Source organism: Flectobacillus sp. (genome assembly GCF_049240685.1).
Classification (GTDB): domain Bacteria; phylum Bacteroidota; class Bacteroidia; order Cytophagales; family Spirosomataceae; genus Flectobacillus.
In genome coordinates this window covers 1-19,775 of record NZ_JBMLSD010000013.1, presented here as the reverse complement: position 1 = coordinate 19,775, position 19,775 = coordinate 1, and the positions used below count along the sequence as shown (strand labels likewise).

General features: G+C 36.9%; 17 protein-coding genes. 11 read left to right on the top strand and 6 right to left on the bottom strand.

Annotated features, from left to right (window positions below; all coding sequences use genetic code 11):
* Positions 1–327: 327 nt before the first annotated feature.
* The 10 genes from ACOVQ4_RS00690 to fabG all read left to right on the top strand — a co-directional run bounded on the left by ACOVQ4_RS00690 (position 328) and on the right by fabG (position 10,976).
* Entirely contained in the window at positions 328–1,113 is a 786-nt protein-coding gene (locus ACOVQ4_RS00690; RefSeq protein WP_421818755.1) for a hypothetical protein, read from the top strand.
* Between the two features lie 106 nt (positions 1,114–1,219).
* The gene (locus ACOVQ4_RS00685; protein ID WP_421818754.1) at positions 1,220–3,097 is read left to right on the top strand and encodes a mucoidy inhibitor MuiA family protein; all 1,878 of its coding nucleotides are present in this window, start codon (positions 1,220–1,222) and stop codon (positions 3,095–3,097) included.
* Between the two features lie 90 nt (positions 3,098–3,187).
* On the top strand, positions 3,188–5,071 hold the full coding sequence (locus ACOVQ4_RS00680; protein ID WP_421818753.1) for an ABC-F family ATP-binding cassette domain-containing protein: 1,884 nt from the start codon (positions 3,188–3,190) through the stop codon (positions 5,069–5,071).
* A 126-nt stretch (positions 5,072–5,197) separates the two neighbouring features.
* Positions 5,198–6,850 carry an amidohydrolase gene (locus ACOVQ4_RS00675; RefSeq protein ID WP_421818752.1) on the top strand — a complete coding sequence of 551 codons (1,653 nt, stop codon included), beginning with the start codon at positions 5,198–5,200 and terminating at the stop codon, positions 6,848–6,850.
* A gap of 171 nt (positions 6,851–7,021) precedes the next feature.
* Positions 7,022–7,642: a DedA family protein gene (locus ACOVQ4_RS00670; RefSeq protein WP_421818751.1), complete on the top strand. Its 621-nt coding sequence runs from the start codon at positions 7,022–7,024 to the stop codon at positions 7,640–7,642.
* A gap of 80 nt (positions 7,643–7,722) precedes the next feature.
* Positions 7,723–8,187 carry an NADH-quinone oxidoreductase subunit A gene (locus ACOVQ4_RS00665; RefSeq protein WP_421818750.1) on the top strand — a complete coding sequence of 155 codons (465 nt, stop codon included), beginning with the start codon at positions 7,723–7,725 and terminating at the stop codon, positions 8,185–8,187.
* Positions 8,188–8,234: 47 nt separating this feature from the next.
* Complete coding sequence (locus ACOVQ4_RS00660; protein WP_421818749.1) at positions 8,235–8,588, top strand: hypothetical protein; 354 nt, start codon at positions 8,235–8,237, stop codon at positions 8,586–8,588.
* A gap of 169 nt (positions 8,589–8,757) precedes the next feature.
* Positions 8,758–9,180: a DUF6249 domain-containing protein gene (locus ACOVQ4_RS00655; RefSeq protein WP_421818748.1), complete on the top strand. Its 423-nt coding sequence runs from the start codon at positions 8,758–8,760 to the stop codon at positions 9,178–9,180.
* A 243-nt stretch (positions 9,181–9,423) separates the two neighbouring features.
* On the top strand, positions 9,424–10,032 hold the full coding sequence (locus ACOVQ4_RS00650; RefSeq protein ID WP_421818747.1) for a porin family protein: 609 nt from the start codon (positions 9,424–9,426) through the stop codon (positions 10,030–10,032).
* 206 nt (positions 10,033–10,238) lie between these two features.
* Complete coding sequence (gene fabG / locus ACOVQ4_RS00645; protein WP_421818746.1) at positions 10,239–10,976, top strand: 3-oxoacyl-[acyl-carrier-protein] reductase; 738 nt, start codon at positions 10,239–10,241, stop codon at positions 10,974–10,976.
* A 263-nt stretch (positions 10,977–11,239) separates the two neighbouring features.
* Here fabG and ACOVQ4_RS00640 read toward each other — a convergent pair whose 3' ends face one another.
* From ACOVQ4_RS00640 to ACOVQ4_RS00620, 5 genes are all read right to left on the bottom strand, one after another.
* Complete coding sequence (locus tag ACOVQ4_RS00640) at positions 11,240–12,412, bottom strand: O-antigen polymerase (protein WP_421818745.1); 1,173 nt, start codon at positions 12,410–12,412, stop codon at positions 11,240–11,242.
* 41 nt (positions 12,413–12,453) lie between these two features.
* The gene (locus ACOVQ4_RS00635; protein WP_421818744.1) at positions 12,454–13,722 is read right to left on the bottom strand and encodes an oligosaccharide flippase family protein; all 1,269 of its coding nucleotides are present in this window, start codon (positions 13,720–13,722) and stop codon (positions 12,454–12,456) included.
* Positions 13,723–14,038: 316 nt separating this feature from the next.
* Complete coding sequence (locus tag ACOVQ4_RS00630) at positions 14,039–15,304, bottom strand: nucleotide sugar dehydrogenase (RefSeq protein ID WP_421818756.1); 1,266 nt, start codon at positions 15,302–15,304, stop codon at positions 14,039–14,041.
* A 58-nt stretch (positions 15,305–15,362) separates the two neighbouring features.
* Positions 15,363–16,598, bottom strand: coding sequence for a nucleoside recognition domain-containing protein (locus tag ACOVQ4_RS00625; protein WP_421818743.1), 1,236 nt, complete (start codon positions 16,596–16,598; stop codon positions 15,363–15,365).
* A 243-nt stretch (positions 16,599–16,841) separates the two neighbouring features.
* Positions 16,842–17,570: a phosphatase PAP2-related protein gene (locus ACOVQ4_RS00620; RefSeq protein WP_421818742.1), complete on the bottom strand. Its 729-nt coding sequence runs from the start codon at positions 17,568–17,570 to the stop codon at positions 16,842–16,844.
* Positions 17,571–17,723: 153 nt separating this feature from the next.
* Between ACOVQ4_RS00620 and msrA the strand changes: the two genes are divergently transcribed.
* Positions 17,724–18,386 carry a peptide-methionine (S)-S-oxide reductase MsrA gene (gene msrA, locus ACOVQ4_RS00615; protein WP_421818741.1) on the top strand — a complete coding sequence of 221 codons (663 nt, stop codon included), beginning with the start codon at positions 17,724–17,726 and terminating at the stop codon, positions 18,384–18,386.
* A 408-nt stretch (positions 18,387–18,794) separates the two neighbouring features.
* Here the strand turns inward: msrA and ACOVQ4_RS00610 are convergent, their stop codons facing one another.
* Positions 18,795–19,490 (bottom strand): DNA alkylation repair protein, encoded by a 696-nt coding sequence (locus ACOVQ4_RS00610; RefSeq protein WP_421818740.1) that lies wholly within the window; start codon positions 19,488–19,490, stop codon positions 18,795–18,797.
* Positions 19,491–19,775: the final 285 nt, after the last annotated feature.

Sequence of the window (19,775 nt, the reverse complement as noted above, 5' to 3'; positions counted from 1 at the left end):
GGGAAAGTAAAAAAGCTCCAAAATATTACAAAGACAGAAGCCACTCCAAAAGAGTGGCTTTTTTGTTTTACAAAACTCAGTACCGTTGAGGATACTATGGGCAATCGGTAAAAACATATCTATCATTACTAAAAAACAATGTAACACTCTTTACTGTGTGCCTGTTGCCTAAAACACTTAACTTAAATCTAATTTTGCTCATTTACTTCTAAGCATTTATCTAAAATTTAAAATATAAAGTTTTTCTTTATACTTTTTCCATATATAAAATATAATTTATATTTTTACTTAAAATAAATTGTACAAATATTTTCTACCCTAATAAATATGAGAACAGCTTTTTTCTCACTGTTGCTACTACTATCTGTAGCACTACAACTATCGTTAGCCCAAAAACGATATACACCTCGATATAGCTATTTAGATGGCTATTCTTTGACAGCTACGACTGGTATTCCATATATTCTTGGAGAACTTCATGGAATACAGACTTTTCCTACGATTTATCATCTATCATTAGAAAAAGGTTTTTCTCCTAAACTATCTGGGCGTTTAACTGTAATGTCCGGAACAGCCCATAGCCAAAATAATACGGAATATCGCGCCTTTGCTCGAAATAATTATTGGGGAGTATCAATAGCTCCAGTGATAAATTTAACAACGTTATTGGCCAGAGAAAAAGAATATCGGCTAAAATGCTACATGTCGGTAGGCATAGGATTATTGAGGTTTCATACAGATGTTTATGACAGAAACAATCAATTGTTACGTACTACTTCAAACGGTACCAGTCGACATACACCTATTTTTCAACAATTTGGCCCCGGTTCGGGAAAGCCTGGTATCTATTATACAAGAGAAGTATTTATTCCTATTACTTTTTCTTGCGATTATAGGCTTCTTCCTCGACTTTATCTGAATGGGGCTTTGGGCATAAATTGGATTAGTACAGATAAATTTGATGGAACAACTCCATATAATTTATCTGATCCCTACTTTGTTGAAGGGCCTAATTCTTATAGCAACACGGCGAATGATGGGTGGCTCTATGTTGGTATCGGATTAAAATACAAGTTTATCGCACAAAGATTTATACACCAAAGAGGTATTTAGAAATTCATGATTCATATAGGTAAGCAGGTAGATTTTTGAACTATTTTTGATTAGATTTAATAACTTTTAAAATTATTCTAAACTTTAACAAAAATCAACACCCTCTATGATCAAGATATTATTTATATTTCTACATGGGCTCTGGTTTACCCCCATGTTGTTCAATCAACCTATTTCTTCAAAAATTGAAGCTGTAACTGTATATCCAGAAGGAGCTCAGATTACTAGAAAAGCTAAAGTGGATTTACCAGTGGGAAAGACTGAAATCCTTTTTGCAGGCTTGGGAGCAACGCTAGATGCTAAAAGTTTACAAATGAGCGTAGATACGCGGGTAAAGGTATTAGAGGTCAATCATCGACTAAAAGATGTAAAAAAAGAAAAGCAGGAGGAAATTAAGAACCATAAAGACCAAAAGACTGCTATCGATACTAAAATAAAGAATTTAAGAGCTATGCTTACCGTTTATAAACGTGAAGAAGAGTTGCTGATTAAAAATCAAACCATAGGAAACACTTCAACAGCAAAAGTGGAAGAGTTGAAATTGCTGGTTGATTTTCAGCGCCAACGTATGACGGAGGCTCTGAACAAACAGTTGGAAATAGAGAGGAATATTCAAGCATTAGAGGATGAAAAGAAAAAACACGATCAAGCCTTAACAGAGCTCACCGAAAAGCAAACAGCTAATACCTCTGAAGTACTAGTGACGGTAGAAACAAAAGAAGTATTAGCTGATGTAACATTCAATATCTCGTATTACGTCAAAGAAGCAGGTTGGATTCCAACTTACGATGTGCGTGTCGAAAATGTATTAAAGCCTTTAAAATTAGCCTATAAAGCTTATGTGTATCAATATTCAGGAGAAGATTGGAGAGCTGTGAAGCTACGTTTTTCAACAGCTAATCCTAATAAAAATGCTACACCTCCTGAATTACAAAAATGGTTTTGGGGAGAAGCTAACGATTACTCTTCCTATTATAATTCAGTTGAAAGTAATTCAAATGAACTGACTGAAGTAAAAGGTTCGGTGAGAGACTTCGCAACTCAAAATGGCCTGCCAGCAGTATCTATCTCCTTCGCTGGAACAAACTTTGGAACAGCTACAGATGCCAATGGAAATTATCGTTTGGCCATTCCCCCTAATTTACAGAAGAAAGGTCTAGAGTTAATATATTCTTATATTGGCTATAAAACTCAACGACAAAGGGTTTATGGTAATAAGCTTGACATATTATTGCAAGCTGACCATAATGAATTAAATGAAGTAGTGGTGGCTGGCTATGGTAGGCAACAAAAGCAAACTATCACAGGTAGTATAGCAACAGTTGAAAGAAAAAGTAAAGATGCTCCAGCAATAACTAATATAGAAGAGAATGAAGCTCCTACGAGTTTGAGTTTTGATGTTATCTCACCAACAACGATTCCTTCAGATGCTGAAACTCATACAATAGATTTGAAAGAAGAGGATATTCCTACTTTGTATGAATATAAAGTTATTCCCAAAATAGATACAGATGTTTTTTTACAAGCGAAAGTGCAAGATTGGGAAAAATATAATTTGGTTGATGGAGAGGTAAATCTTTATTTAGAGGGCACTTATATAGGCAAAACGGAGCTGGCATTAAAGCAAAATGATACGCTTACTTTTGCGTTGGGAAGAGATAAAAATATAATTGTTACTCGAAAAAAACAGAAGGAATTACAGAAAAAACAATTTTTAAGTAATAGCAAAGTAGATAATATCAGCTATGAAATTGAGCTAAAAAATACCAAGAAATATCCTATAAGTATTTTGGTTGAAGACCAATTTCCTGTAACAAGATTAAAGGAAATAGAAATCTATGACAAGCTTGCACCTGAGGCAGGGGTTGACAATGATTCAGGAAAGATTACTTGGCGACTAAACCTCGTTGCTATGCAACAAAAGAAATTGACTTTTCAATATTCTGTTAAATCTCCCAAAGGGACTAACAATAGCACTGAATAGTTTTAGAGCCGTATCTCAACGATACGGCTTTTTTTACGTAATTTTGCCCCAAATTTTGCTAAACTAGGCTTAGGCCTATTGCTCAACATAATGAATTATCTATCAGCAGAAAATATTTCTAAAAACTTTAATGAGCGTTGGCTTTTTAAAGGTATCAATTTCGGTATTCTTAAAGGTGATAAAGTAGCCTTAGTGGGTCAAAATGGCTCTGGAAAGACTACTTTAATGAATGTCTTGGCAGGAGTGATTCCTGCCGACGAAGGTACTATCAGTATTCGTAAAGGAATTACGGTGGGTTATCTTTCACAAAATCCTGTATTCAATGAATCGTTGTCGGTTATGGATTCCCTTTTTGATGGAGACTCGCCAACGGTGCAAGCCATCAAGGCGTATGAAAATGCTATGTTGCATCACAACGATGACGATTTGACGAAAGCACTTGAATTGATGGACAAATACCAAGCTTGGGACTACGAAAGTCGTGTGGAACAAGTTTTAGGTAAATTGGGTATTCATGACCTCGATAAGCCTATTTCATCTTTATCGGGTGGGCAGCGGAAGCGTGTGGCTATGGCCAAAATTTTGATTGAAGAGCCAGATTTAATCATCATGGATGAACCGACCAACCACCTCGATTTAGAAACAATCGAGTGGTTGGAGCAAACTCTTTCTTCCCAAAATGTAACCTTGTTATTGGTAACTCACGACCGTTATTTCTTGGATAGAGTTTGTAATAATATTGTTGAGCTGGATAATGGCAAAACGTATCCTTACAAAGGAAATTATGGGTATTTCTTAGAGAAAAAAGCGGAACGTGAAGCCATGGAAGCCGCAAGTATCGATAAAGCTAAGAACTTGTTGCGTACTGAGCTAGAATGGATGCGCCGTCAGCCCAAAGCTCGTGGTACCAAAGCTCAATATCGTATCGATGCCTTTTATGACTTGAAAGATAAAGCATCGCAAACTAAAGACGATTCTAAAGTACAGTTAAATGTAAAAATGGCTCGTCAAGGAAGTAAGATTTTAGAAATAGATGACCTATCAAAAAGCTTTGGTGAACAAAAAATCGTTGCTCATTTTTCTTATGTTTTCAAGAAAAAAGATAGAATCGGTATCATTGGAAAAAATGGGGCTGGAAAGTCCACATTTTTGAATATGATTACGCAAAACTTGAAACCTGATTCAGGAAATATTACTACGGGCGAAACGGTTGTATATGGTTATTATCAGCAAGGAGATTTAGAGTACAGAGATGGGCAAAGAGTAATAGATTTGGTAACCGAAATTGCAGAATATGTAACATTAGGAAATGGGCAAAGTATCACAGCGAGCCAATTTTTGACGCATTTTAAGTTTGAACCTAAAGTACAATACACGCTTGTTGAGAAGCTATCTGGGGGTGAAAAACGTCGTTTGGCTTTGATGCGAGTATTAATCAAAAACCCTAACTTCTTGATTCTGGATGAACCTACCAATGACTTGGATATTCAAACATTGAATATTTTGGAGGATTTCTTAATGGAGTTTGGAGGATGTTTATTGCTAGTATCTCACGACCGTTATTTTATGGACAAATTGGTAGAGCACCTTTTTGTGTTTGAAGGAGAAGGGCAAATTCGCGATTTTCCAGGAAACTATACCGATTATCGTGAATGGAAAGATGAATTAGACAAGCAAGAAGCACAAGCTAAATCGGCACCTAAAAAAGTAGAAACGCCAAGTGCTCCGGTTGTTCAAGAAGCTCCTGTGGCTACTTCTACCAAAAAGAAACTTTCTTATAAAGAACAAAAAGAATATGAATCTTTGGAAGGAGAAATGGCAAAACTAGGAGAGCGAAAAGCAGCATTGACCGAAAAACTCAACGCAGGAGGCTCCTATGAAGAATTGGCCGCTTGGGCTAATGAAATTGAGCAAATTACTGACCAACTTGACGAAAAAGAACTTCGCTGGTTGGAGCTATCAGAAATGATGTAGCCTGCATAATTCTTTCATTCTAAAAGTATTACTGTATATTCAGGTGCCACAGTTTGTATTGTGGCACTTTTTTTTGTTTAACTTTATCAAAATTATTCAAAGTCAACAAACCTTTACTACCATTATATGAAAAAAACACTACTCTCATTCATTTTTATCCTCTTCATAACAACGCTCTCGCAGGCGCAAAAAACCTGTTTTTATAATGGCAAAGTATATACAGTTGATGCCAAAAGCTCAGTTGCAGAAGCGGTAGTGGTCGAAAATGGTAAAATACTATTTGTAGGCTCAACCCCCGAGGCTCGTGCTGTATGGTCAGATAGTCGAACCAAGATGGTGGACTTGAAAGGAAAACTAATGCTTCCTGGACTTATCGACAATCACACGCATTTTGCAGATGGAGGCATGTATCTCTTGGGAGTAGACTTGAGAGGCGCAAAAACGATAGCGGAATTTAAAGGTATTTTAAAGAAATATGTGGATAACCACCGTGGAGAGTGGATAACTTCTGGAAATTGGGACCATGAATCTTGGGAAGTGAAAGAATTGCCCACCAAGGAAATGATCGATGACTTTTCGCAAGATACCCCTATTTTTATCGACCGTTTTGATGGGCACATGGGATTAGCCAATTCGAAAGCCCTAGCCTTGGCTGGGATTACCAAAGATACTCCTTCGCCTGATGGTGGCGAAATAGTGAAAGATCCTAAAACTGGCGAGCCAACAGGCGTGCTAAAAGACGCCGCAATGCCTTTGATTTATAAAATTATTCCAGCGGCCAATGCAGCGCAAAAAATCAAATTTGTAGAAAGGGCACTCCAAGAAGCACGAGAAAACGGTATTACTTCAGTTCATGATATTACTTTTCAACCAGATTTGATTGCTTATCAAGATTTGGAAAAAGCGGGTAAACTTACTTGTCGATTTTATACCAGACTTCCCATTAGTACTTATCAAAACTTGGTAAATACGGGTATTCAAGTAGGCTTTGGTTCTGATAAAATCAAATTAGGGTCATTGAAAGCCTATGCTGATGGCTCGTTGGGGTCGAGTACCGCTTTGATGTTTAAGCCATATACCCAAAACCCCAATACCAAGGGGTTGGCTTCGGATATTATTATTAATGGCAGCTTGACCAAATGGGCAGTGGATGCCGACAAAAACCATTTACAGCTTTCTATTCATGCTATTGGGGATTCGGCCAATTATTTGATGTTAAAGCTTTTTGAAAAAATTACACAAGAAAATCCCAAATGGGACCGTCGTTTCCGTATCGAGCACGCACAGCATGTGAGATTTGAAGATATTCAAGCTTTTGCTAAATTAGGCGTTATTGCCTCGGTGCAGCCCTATCATTGTATTGATGATGGAGTATGGGCTGCCAAGCGTATTGGAGATAGAGTGAATTATACTCACCCTTACAAATCCTTTTTAGAAGCAGGCGTAAAGCTTTGTATGGGTTCGGACTGGTCGGTGGCGCCGCTTAATGCTATTTTGGGGATATATGCCGCTGTTACTCGTCAAACAGTAGATGGTGCTAATCCGATGGGTTGGATTCCTAAACAAAAAATATCGGTACAAGAAGCTATTAAGGCTTACACCATCAATAATGCTTATGCAGCTTTTGAAGAAAATGTAAAAGGCAGTATCGAAGTAGGGAAACTAGCTGATATGGTGGTACTTTCAGAGGATATTTTAATAATTCAACCAGAAAAAATAAAAAATGTACAGGTATTAATGACTATTTTTGATGGGAAAATTGTTTTCGAAAGAAAGTAAACCTCGAACTTAAAAACTAGCGCATAGATTGAAAATTTCCTAATGAAGTTTTAATCCATACACGAAAAAAAATTGCAGAAATAAGTCTAATTTGTCGGGTCTATTGAAAAATATGATTCATCGCCAAAATTGGATTTTAAGTGTTGTGTAGGCTTGTAGTAAAAATTATCCATGGATATAAATCAAATAATAAAATATCTCTCTGATTCAAAAGAGATAATTAATGCAGGTTTGTTCGCCATCACCTTCGTGGTATATGCTGAAAATGGGCTTTTCTTTGCTTTCTTTTTACCGGGCGACTATCTTTTATTCTTGACTGGCATTTTTGTAGGCAGTAAACTATTACTTTATCCTATTACTACAGTGATATTGTATTTGTTTTTGGCAGCGGTAATTGGCTCATTAACAGGTTTTCTGTTTGGACGGTATTTTGGCACAACCCTCGAAAACAGACCTGATACGTGGTATTTCAAAAGAAAGCACTTAGATGCTACAAAGGATTTTTTTGAGAAATATGGTAGTCAGGCCTTAATTATCAGTCGATTCTTACCATATATCCGTACCTTTGCACCAATTTTGGCAGGTATTAGTAAAATGAACTATCCCAAATACCTTTTCCTGAATATCGTTGGCGGAGCCGTTTGGGTGGTCTCGTTAGTGGGAGGGGGGTATTGGTTTGGTATCAAGTTTCCTTGGATTATCAATTATGTACATTATGTCATTTTGTTTTTCTTGGTCATTACAACATTTACTGTTGTCAAAGGTTATTTTAATATTAGGAATAAGTCGTAAAAGGGTCTTGAGCATTTGGCTTTCAGGTATCGTTTTCCAATCCTAATATGGTTCAATGACTTTTCTAATTTTGTTATACGATGCTTAGTGAATTTGGCTATATTTTATTGTTTATCATCACTGCGATTGTCTTTACGGCGGTAATTCTTTTTGTTGCCAAACTGTTGAGACCTAATCGCCCGAACGTTGAAAAATTAACCACTTATGAATCTGGAGAAGAGCCAGACGGTAATGCCAATGTTCGCTTTAACATTCGATTTTATGTGATTGCACTGTTGTTTGTGCTATTTGATTTAGAATTAGTTTTCCTGTTTCCTTGGGCAACTGTTTTTGGAAATGAAACACTAAATCATACTACCGACGGTCTTTGGGGATGGTTTTCGATTGTTGAAATGCTCATTTTTGTTGGTATTCTTATCCTAGGGCTTGCTTATGCATGGGTAAAGGGGCATTTGGACTGGGTACGCCCAGAGGTACAAGAACCACAGTTTAAATCGCCAGTACCAGTAAATAAATACGATGCAATTAACAAGAAATACTCTTAGACTTTGAGGATGAGTGGTGTAGTTATATCTCTTAGTTGGTTAGACAAATGTCTTTACAAAAAATACATATTCGTTTTTTCTTAAAACAAAGATACATATTATTGGTAGTGCCATATCTGCGAGTCGCGGGTATGGCACTTTTTCCTTTTGTGATAGTACAAAAAGAACGACCTTCGAATATTTTGGTTAATCATGAAAGAATTCACCTACGACAACAAATCGAGCTAGGAATTGTATTTTTCTATTTATGGTATGTGATTCATTATGGTATAAATCGTTTGAAAGGAATGCCTCATAATCAAGCATATCGCCAAATTATATTCGAGAGAGAGGCATATCGAGAGGATGAAAATTTACAGTATTTAGCCAAAAGAAAGTGGCTCGCTTTTTTAGAATATTAGGTAGAAGTGCAGAATGATGGGTTGTGAATCTAAATTCCTTTATGCCTACTGCTTCTTTCGAATTTGAAAAAAAAATCCTCCCCCCTGTAACCTTTTATTTGAAACCTTCATCCTATAGTCAAATATTCAGCAAACACCGACATACACGCTAGCAATGAAGGTGCCTGAAATGAAAACAGATTTTAACAACTTAAACATTTATAACGACATGGTTTCAGAAGGAATGGTTGCGCTCTTAATACCAATCGTGAGTACAGTAGGCTTCTTTACGATGATTGTATTTTTAAGAAAATTCGAAAACGACGAAAAAATGGCAATGATTGCCAAAGGAATAGTTCCTCCAAGTAAGTCTATCAATATCAATCCTGCCAATTCACTCAATATCAATCCTGCCAATTCACTACGTTGGGGCTTAGTGGCCGTTGGTGTTGGCTTAGGCTTATTAATTGGACATTTCCTTGAAACAAGTTTGGGCTTCGACGACGATGTAGCGTATTTCTCTATGATTTTTGTATTTGGTGGAATTGGACTTTTGTTATCTTATTTTCTCCAAATGAAGATTAATGAAAAACAGGGACGCAAAGAAGAGTAAAAGACATACGGACAGATTTTTTTTATTTTTTTGAAAAAAATAAATTTTTAGACCTCTAAACGGTATCAAAATGATTATGAAGGTCTTAGCATCACGTGCTAAGACCTTTTTTGTTGCTCTTTTTGGAGCATTAACAAAACCTTAACAAGTATTAACATTTTGTTATGAGACCTTCGGAACACTTTGCCGTTATAAGTACATAATTTATTAAACGCATCTTTCAAGAAATTTAACTTTTCTAATATGAAGAAATTACTTGCTTCCCTAGCTATCGTATTAAGTGTAGTATCGTTTGCTAATGCTCAAAAAATTGCCTTCAAAGGAGGCTTCACTTATTCTGATGCTATCATGTCACCAGAGCCTGTTGATATAATCGATGGTAAAGCGGGTTTTCATGCAGGTATTGTATTGCAAGATTTAATGCTTTCAGACAAAATAGGAATTCAACCCGAACTTATTTATTCACAACAAGGCTTCAAGATTGGTGGTGTAGGCTCTATTGGTATGCACTATCTTTCTTTGCCTATTTTATTAAAATTTCCTGTTACCGAAGAGCTTTCATTGTTGGCTGGTCCGCAAGTAAGTTATTTGACTAATACAAAAATTGGGATAGGGAACGGTCTTTTCTCGGTCAACTACAACGGTCTATTCAAAGATATTGATTTAGGACTTGCTGGTGGCTTGGAATACAAAGTTTCTGATAAAGTTGCTTTAGGGGGCCGTTATGTATTGGGCTTAACCAATGTCAACAAGGATTTTCAAATAGATAACAACAATAATTTATCTGATTACCTAAGCATCAAAAACACCTCTGCTCAAGTATATGTAAGCTTTAGTTTTGGTAAAAACTAATCACCCAGCTTTCTGAATTATAATCCATACTTTGATAAAACTCTCTAAAACTTCTCTTTCAAACCTCTTTAATTTTCTCAATCCGCTATTAATTTTATATTTAGCTTCGCCCCTTGTTTTGTGAAACAAGGGGCTTTTTTTTGAAAAAAAATACCTATTTTGTCTATCAACTATGAATTTAAGCAGGTACTTAAAACTACTTTACTATGAGATTACAAAATCGTATTGCTATTATAACTGGCGCTGCCAGGGGAATTGGAAAGGCCGCCACAGAAGTTTTCTGTAAGGAAGGTGCCACTGTAATTATTTGGGACTTATTAGACTTAGGAGAAGAAACTGCTTCAAATCTACGTGCTCAAGGTTATGCTTGTGAGTTTATGAAAGTAAGTACGACGGATGTTAGTGGTATTGAATCCGCAACAAAAAAAGTTTTTGAGCGCTTTGGAAAAATTGATATTCTCATCAATAATGCTGGTATTACACGCGACAAAACGCTTCTGAAAATGTCACACGATGAATGGCAGCAGGTCATTGATGTCAATCTTACAGGAGTTTTTAATTGTACCAAAGCCGTAGCGCCATATATGGTCGAAAAACAATATGGAAGAATTATTTGTACCTCCTCAATCGTGGGTGTACATGGTAATTTTGGTCAAACCAATTATGTTGCAGCCAAAGCGGGCTTAATTGGGATGGTAAAAACTTGGGCAAAGGAATTGGCAAAGCATGGTATTACCTCCAATGCTGTAGCGCCAGGTTTTATCAGAACAGAAATGACAGAAGCTATGCCCGAAGAAGTTCAAAAAGCCATGATTAGTCAAATCCCACTCAAACGTATGGGCGACCCCAAGGATATTGCTTATGCCTATCTATATTTAGCTTCAGAAGAAGCCAGCTTCGTAAACGGTCAAGTATTAGGCGTAAACGGAGGCCAAGCTTCCTAGGAGTAATTAGTGTGGAGTTTGGGAGGACTAGGGATTTCGGAAATATAATCTACTGTCTTGTAGAATATTTTTGCAATAAGGAAAATTAAATTGATAGTTTATTGGTAGCAGACTTTGTCAGTATCCTTCTAATTATGGGTACATGTCAATAACGGATATTCTATCAACCAATAATATCTTTTTACTTATTTCCGAAATCTCTGATCTGCAATTGTTTATTAGTCTCAAATAATTTTTTGTCTAAAATAGATTGCCCTCAAAAATCACTTGATGTCAAACCATTTTATCTCTATTTTTTTTAAAAAAAACATAATAAAAAGAATATAAACCCAATTGGTTAGCCATCTGAAATATTGCTCTTCGATAGGTTGCATAAGTAAAGCATACATCAAAAAGCCTAGGAGATAGCATGAAATTATATGAAATCTTTTTGCCCTAAAATAGAGCAGATTATACACAAAACCCAGCAACAAAGGAAGAACAAATACCCCTACCATACCAAAATCCATATAATAGGGTTTGAGATACGAATAGGTATTTGTGGGTAAGGGCGTGCTAATCCATTCTGAAATAACTGGTGCTACAGGAATATTGAAGCCCAAACGCCCTATCCAAAGCCATATCACTCGAAAAGTATTGTATCCCAAATACGGCACAGGGTCGATACTAGCCAAACTCAAGGCAGGCAGCGATGCCACCGAATAAGTCAACAACATCGGAATGATAGATTCCCACGAAAAGTCTTGCGTTCTGCCGATTGTGATAAGTACCATAAAGCCAATTAAGGAGAGAGCGCCTATCATTGCTTGTCCTATGGAAATTTTGTTTTTCCAAAGTAAATCATAAGCTAAAGGAACCACGAAGAAAATCAATTGCCCACGTGAGCCTAGTAGGTAAGTATAAATCAAAAACACTATTAATAGGATACCATTGCGCCAAGAAAAAGAGGTATGAGTAAGTAGCAATACCAAATAAACAGAGCTTAAGGTTTGAATTAAGCCATAAAGCCCAAAACGTTTTCCATCATCTTCGACCAAGGTATTCCGCAATTCTTGTATATCTCCCCACGAAAACTGCCCTACTTCCTTCACCACCATCGGAAGAGTGAGCCCTAAAGAAAGTAATACAAGGGGATAAAATAGGAAAAGATTTTTTACTAAAAGTGTATTGTCATAAAGAGGCTCAGGAATAGTTATTTCGGGCAATACTTTTTGGTATAAGCCCCAGCATATCAATCCTCCTACCGAAAATCCTAAGCAACTTATCCAGATGAAGGGAGCAATATCTTGGAGGTTAACAGCAAAATAAGCTTGATTTTGCCAAAAAATAAGATAATACATTAGCCATAATCCTGTTTGTATTACGATAGGGTTTAGCGGACTTCTGTAAAGTAGGCTGTTTGCTATCAATAATATCAAAAGTAGGGCTAATGTCATCGTTTGGGGGCTTTAAGAAGTGATTTGCTGACTTTTTTATTTTAAAAAAGGTATTTTTTTGCTTTCAAAATCACTAAAACACTTATCATACTTTCGGTAACTAATAGTGCTAAAGCAGTACCAAGCACCGAGAAAGACGGAATCAGTAAAACGTTTAACAAGATACATACCAAAGCGCCCCAAGATAAAATCTTTGTGCTACTTTTTCCATGGTCTGAGATAAGCAATAGCTGATAAAAAGGGATATTGACACATACAATTAATGGGATAAAAGCCATATATCTTACCAGTTGAACAAACAGGTTTTTTTCTGAAATATCTAAATTTATTAAGATACCTATCAGGGGCGCACCCAACCAGCACACAGAGCTTCCTATTCCAACCAAAATACAAAAAGGTAGAAATAATTTTCGCAAAAATGATTGCATAGCCTCATATCCTTGTGTGAGAATATGGCAAAGTTGCGTATAAATCGCTTGTGAAAACATTACTAGCACTTGGCGAAGCAATAGTGCTATTTTTTCGGCTATGCTGTAAACCCCCAACATTTGTTCGCTGACAAACCAACCCAATAGGATAATACCAGAGTGCATATACAGACTTACCGAAAAATGGGAGGTAAAATAGAAAAATCCTTCTTTGAGTTGTCTTGGAACACCTTTCAACCATCGTTTTTGGAATACCAGATGATATTTTTTTGACAAATAAATAGTAGCAATAACACCAACCAAAACATTGCTACCGCCTAATATCATATTTATCCAAATGGCTTCGGTAGCGCCTTTTACCCAAAAATAAATCAAACAAACACTAAGGATTTTTGAACAAAAATTGGCGTAAGTAGCCCAAGGCATTTTTTCAACGCCTTGAAAAAACCAAATAGGCAATAGCGCCTGACCGACGACCATCATATAACTACCAAGAATCAGTTTAGGGTTGTGAGCAAGGGTGGGATGAAAAGGAAGAATTACCAGTAAAATACCAAAACCAAGAATCAATAGAGTTATTTTTGAAAAACTTACTTCAAAAAAAAGTTGGCTTAAATCTCTTTGTTGACGGTGCTTTTCGCTCAAGGTTTTTACTGCTGAAAGACTAAAGCCATAATCCACCCAAACATAAAAATACAACATGATACTTTGTGCCAAAGCCACAATACCATACTGAGCCAATCCGATTCGTTGAAGCAAAAGGGGAATTAACAAAAGAGGGATTAATAGGTTGGTAGCTTGTAAAAATGCCAACGCCACGAAGTTGCGAATAACACCTCGGTATTCATAAAAGGTATTTCGAATCGTAGCAAACAACTTCATCGTTAGAGAATATATATCAGAAGCCTAGAATAAAACAATTGAGTGATTTGTGATTATGTTAAAATTTAGATTCTCCCAGTAGAAACGCAATGCTTGCGTCTCAATGCTCGCGTCTCAATGCTTGCGTCTCAAACCAAGTAAATCTAGCATAATAGCCTCAAAAAAGGGGTCAGGAAATATATTCCGACCCCTTTTTTATGAAAATTATGGAGGATAATCCCAATCTTAAAATTCGGAATGACTCATATTTATAGCTATTGAAGACGCAAAGCATTGCGTCTCTACTAATTTTTATCAAAACAAATCACTCAATACACTACAGTCTCGCATCAGAGAATGATTTATCCCAGAAAGATTTAATATCGTAAATCACGGCGTTTTCGCCTTTGAGGGCTTCAATATTTAAGCTGGCAAACTCGTTATGCGATACGCATAGCAAAATACCTTCGTAGTCAGTACCCAATTGGTCGAGCAACTGAATGCCGTATTCCTCCGCCACTTCATGTTTGTCGGCCCAAGGGTCATATACATCCACATCAATTCCGAACTCTTTTAATTCGTTATACACATCAATCACACGAGAGTTACGAATATCTGGGCAGTTTTCTTTAAAAGTAACACCTAAAATCAACACCTTACAACCATCGATTTTATGCCCTTTCTTAATCAATAGCTTCACCAGTTTATTGGCTACAAAAATCCCCATGTTATCATTGACACGACGACCAGAAAGAATCACCTGAGGATAATACCCCAAACTTTCGGACTTGTGAAGTAGATAATAAGGGTCTACGCCAATACAGTGCCCGCCCACCAAACCCGGTTTGAATTTGAGGAAATTCCATTTTGTACCTGCGGCCTCTAATACCTCGGTGGTATCAATGCCCATTTTATCAAAAATCAATGCCAATTCATTCACAAACGAGATATTGACATCACGCTGAGCATTTTCAATCGCCTTCGACGCTTCCGCTACTTTGATAGAAGTCGCCAAATACGTACCTGCTGTAATAATTGAGCCATACAAACTATCCACAAATTGAGCTACTTCAGGCGTTGAACCAGAGGTAACTTTTTTGATTTTGGTCAAAGTATTCACCTTATCACCAGGGTTGATACGTTCTGGAGAATAGCCACAGAAGAAATCTTGGTTAAAAACCAAACCACTTTCTTTTTCCAAAATTGGCACACAATCCTCTTCTGTACAACCTGGATATACCGTTGATTCATAAATCACCACATCGCCCTTGCGGAGAACCTTCCCTACGGTTTTACTGGCCGCAATCAAAGGAACTAAATCGGGCTTTTTGAAACGATCTATCGGCGTAGGTACGGTTACGATAAACACATTGCAGTCAACCAAATCATGGATATTGGCTGAAAAACTTAGTTGTGTAGAAGACTGTAAATTTTCGGTCTCTACTTCCTGCGTGCGGTCATAACCTTTTGAAAGTTCATCGATACGACTTTGATTAATATCAAAACCGATTACTGGAAATTTTTTCCCGAACTCAACAGCCAATGGAAGCCCTACATATCCAAGACCGATTATTGCTATTTTACTTGTACTTAAGTCCAATATTTTGAGATAATTTTATGAAAATCAAAAACCGAAAATCAAAGGTAATCAATTTATTTTTTTAGTGGAAAAACAAATAACTCACCAGAATAGCTGTGATAATACCAGCTAAATCTGCTGTTAAACCTGCCCAAAGCGTATAGCGTGTTTCCTTGATATTGACCGAACCAAAATACAAAGCAATCACATAAAAAATCGTATCTGCCGAACCTTGGAATACACAGGCCAATCTACCCGCAAAAGAATCTGCACCAAAGGTTTTCATGGTATCAATCATCATTGCTCTTGAGCCACCACCACTCAAAGGATGCATCAGAGCTGTTGGAAGCGCATCTGTAAAGTCGGTATTGATATTGGTCAGCGCAAATAAGTACTTCATGCCATCAACAATCCAAGTCAAAGCGCCAGAATTACGCAATGCGCCAATAGCTACCAACATGGCAACCAAATAAGGAATAATGCGTACAGAAGTTTCGAAGCCACCTTTTGCACCCTCGATAAAGGCATCAAAAATGTCAACTTTTTTACGAAGCGCACCAAGTAAAAACGAAATGATTAAGCCAAACAAAATCATATTACTCGACACCTTCGAAAAGATTTCGATTTGTTCTTTCGGAATACTTGATAAATACCAAAGCAATAACCCAATAGCAGCCGTAATACCTCCCAGCCATGTGATAATAACTCTGTCTAAGAGATTTATTTTTTGCTTGAAAGAGACAAACAATAGTCCCGTCACGGTAGCAACATAAGTAGCAATCAAGCATGGAATAAAAATATCAGAGGCGTCTTTGGCACCATAAATCGCCCGCTGAGCCATAATACTCAGTGGAATCAAAACAGGGCCTGCACTGTGCAATACCATAAACATAATCTGGGCATTAGAAGCTACTGTTTTGCTAGGATTTAGTTCTTGTAAACTTTGCATTGCTTTTAGCCCAAAAGGCGTAGCAGCATTGTCGAGCCCTAGCATATTGGCCGAAAAGTTCATAATCATTTGTCCACTTGCTGGGTGATTTTTAGGAACTTCAGGAAAAAGACGATTAAAGAATGGTCCGACAATACGAGCCAAAAAGTTGATAGCACCCGCCTTTTCTCCAATATTGAGTAAACCCATAAAGAATGTCATTACCCCAGCTAATGGAAGTGCAATATTCATGACCGAAGTTTCGGCTGAGTCGAACATACCATCGACAATCAGTTTGAAAATTTCGGTATCGCCCAAGAAAATCAACTTGAGCAAAGCCACAACAAAGGCAATCAAAAAAAAAGCAATCCAGAGGTAATTAAGAGCCATTCTATCAGATTGGGATTTATGTATTTATTGAAAAGTATTCATGCAATATTTGGCTTTCGGCAGTTGGCTATAAGCTTACGGCTAGTCATTAAAAACTCCATTCACAATTTACTACTAGGAGTGTACAAAGAATTTCTAACAATTGTAGATTGAGGATTTCTGATTTCGGAAATAAACTAAACTTCCGAAATCCAACATCCGAAATCCGAAATAAACAGTTCTCATTCAGCACTCACAATTAAGTTATGGGTACATGACTGCTGCATGACGGAATACTGATAAAAGTAAAGCAAATAAAGTCAGCATCACCGCCGAAAATGGAATCCAATGCCACTCCTTGATTACTTTAGCCAATTCATACGAAGCAACGGTAAATGCAAATGCAGCAATCACATCGGCCGTATAGTGTACGTGTTGTAAAAGTAGGAAAAAAGCGATTAAAATACAGGCGATACCAGCCAAGATTTTAGCCATACGCCCTTCTACAATAATCCAAATGAGCACCATTGTAGCAGTATGTCCCGAAAAGAATAAATCTTTGGTGACGGGCGCAGCCGTACCATACACTGCCGCTTCGGCAAAAGGGTCTGCCAGATTGATTAACCCAACAGGTGCATCAAGCGGAACCAAAGTGATAGTCAGCATACGAAAAATCGTTACGCAAACGTAAGTAATTGCATAAAGTAAAAACACTTCAGCCTTTTTTAGACTTTGTATTAATGAGAAAATCAAAATACTGTACAATACCGTAAATATAGGTACAGATACGTCCATTGAAGGCAAGGCATTCAACACTAAATCCTCGAGAGCGACTCCTGGTCGTTTTTGGATATGGTTCAAATAACTCGGAAACTGTGTAGCACCGATAATTAAAATCCCCAAGGTTAAAATTATCTTTACACTAAAATCAACTGTTTGAAAACCTGCTTTCCAGCTTTTCGCAAGCGCTTGAAAGTAGGTGAGTTTTTTCATTTCTTGAGATGTTGTTTTGGGTTTTTGTGTTAACAAATCGTTATCCATAAATCATGAGAAGATTATCGAGTCGTTGTTGAGTTTTGTCGGAAAGATGACAAAACATCTTTAAAAAGATTGCAAACTTACATCAAGTTTTAAATGTTATCAATTATGAAAAGAAAAATTAGTGCCATTGTTCTTGGAATATTAACATTAGTAGTAAATATTTCATGTGCTCAAAAACCTGAAAATCAGAAAAATACTAAAATGGAAAACAAAGAAAAAGATAAGCCCAATGAAAAAACAGAAATCGCAACTTTTGGTGCTGGATGCTTTTGGTGTGTAGAAGCCGTATTCCAACGTCTTGAAGGAGTTGAGAAAGTTGTTTCTGGTTATTCTGGAGGTTCTGTCCAAAATCCGACTTATCGTGCTGTATGTACAGGCACAACTGGTCATGCCGAAGTATGTCAGATTACTTATGACCCACAAAAAATTACTTTTGAAGAGTTATTAGAGGTTTTTTGGAAAACACACGACCCAACTACCTTGAATCGCCAAGGTGCAGATGAAGGAACGCAGTATCGTTCGGTGGTTTTTTATCATAACGAAGCACAAAAACAATTGGCAGAACATTGGAAGAGCAAGCTTAATGCAGAACATGTTTTTCCGAACCCGATTGTAACCGAAATTAGTGCATTTACCAAGTTTTATCCTGCCGAAGATTATCATCAGGAATATTACAACCAAAATGGTATGGAGCCTTATTGCCAGATTGTAATCAAACCTAAGTTGGATAAATTTACAAAGGTGTTTAAAGATAAATTAAAACATTAGTCCAATTAGTAAATAGAGCTTGAGCGATAATTGAGTAGGTGTATGGATTTGTGAGTGTAATTGTCTGATTGTTAATGTTTTATATTGTTTGGTTTAGGTGATATGCTTTAGGTATTAAGCCGTATGCTAAAGAAAAAAGAGTTTTTATGAAATGATAAAGACCTTTTGTCTAAGGCCTAGGCTTACAGCCTAAAGCACTCAATTTAAACCTAATTTTGCTCTTTTACTTAAGTTAGTGGGCAAAATAGAATTTAATTTTTGTGCCAAAGACATTCAGGTATCAGCTTTCGGCGGAGGGCTTTGGAAAAAAGCATAGCTGTGGTTAATAAAAACATTTTAACACTCTTTGCCTTGTGCCTGTTGCCTTGTCCCTAAACACTCAACTTAAATCTAATTTTGCTCTTTTACTTATTTAGCCATAAGATAAGCTTTTCGCTCGGCTGGAGAGAGCTTTTCGATAGCATATCGCAACATAGTACGAGGCATCGCTAAAACGTGTTCGTCCAAAAATTCTTTTAAGACTAACTCGTCGCGCTTGCCTATTTCTCGAAGCATCCATCCTGTCGCTTTGTGAATAAGGTCATGACGATGTGTCAAAAAAACTTCACAAAGACGAATAGCATCGGTAAATTGTCCTTTTCGAATAAAAGCAAGGCAAGTAATAATAGCCACTCGTTGTGACCACAAATGATTGCGTTGCGCTAATTCGTACAAAATATCACGGTCTTTGTCGAGCAACCAAGGCCCTAGAATAAAATGTGCCGTAAGGTCGACCAAATCCCAATTGTTGATATAGTCCAAATGACTAAGATAAAGTTCAACGATACGAGCACGCTGTATCGTTGAACCTTTCTTGAATTGTTCTACCCAAATCAGTAATCCACAGGCACGCACTTCGTGTATCGTATGCTCGACCATTGTCGTAACCTCCTCAATAGATACTTGTTTGTAATACTCTTTTACAATTCCTCTCACTTGCGGATTCGATAATCCCCAGAAAGTGTCCCCTTCGGCGTATTGACCTTTGCCAGTTTTAAAATAACGAGCCATCAATTTTGCCCTTTCGGGGTTTTGTAAAGAAGCTAATTTTTCAAGTACTTGCATGATTAAATTAAGATTGTGTCAAGGATAAGTATGAATGCTGAATTATGAGTTGTGAATTTTGAATGTAAAATTTTAATTATCAATATTTTACACCTTCAATTAATTAAATTTTCTGATTACTGGACAAAAAGAGAAAAGGTATTTAGACTTTTTCAATGAATGTTTAAAAACAGTTTAAAACTGTTAAAAAAATGAGTCCAAGACTAAGTCTTGAACTAGTAACTTTGTTAAAAACATTTTAACACTCTTTGCCTTGTGCCTGTTGCCTGTTCCCTTTTATATAAA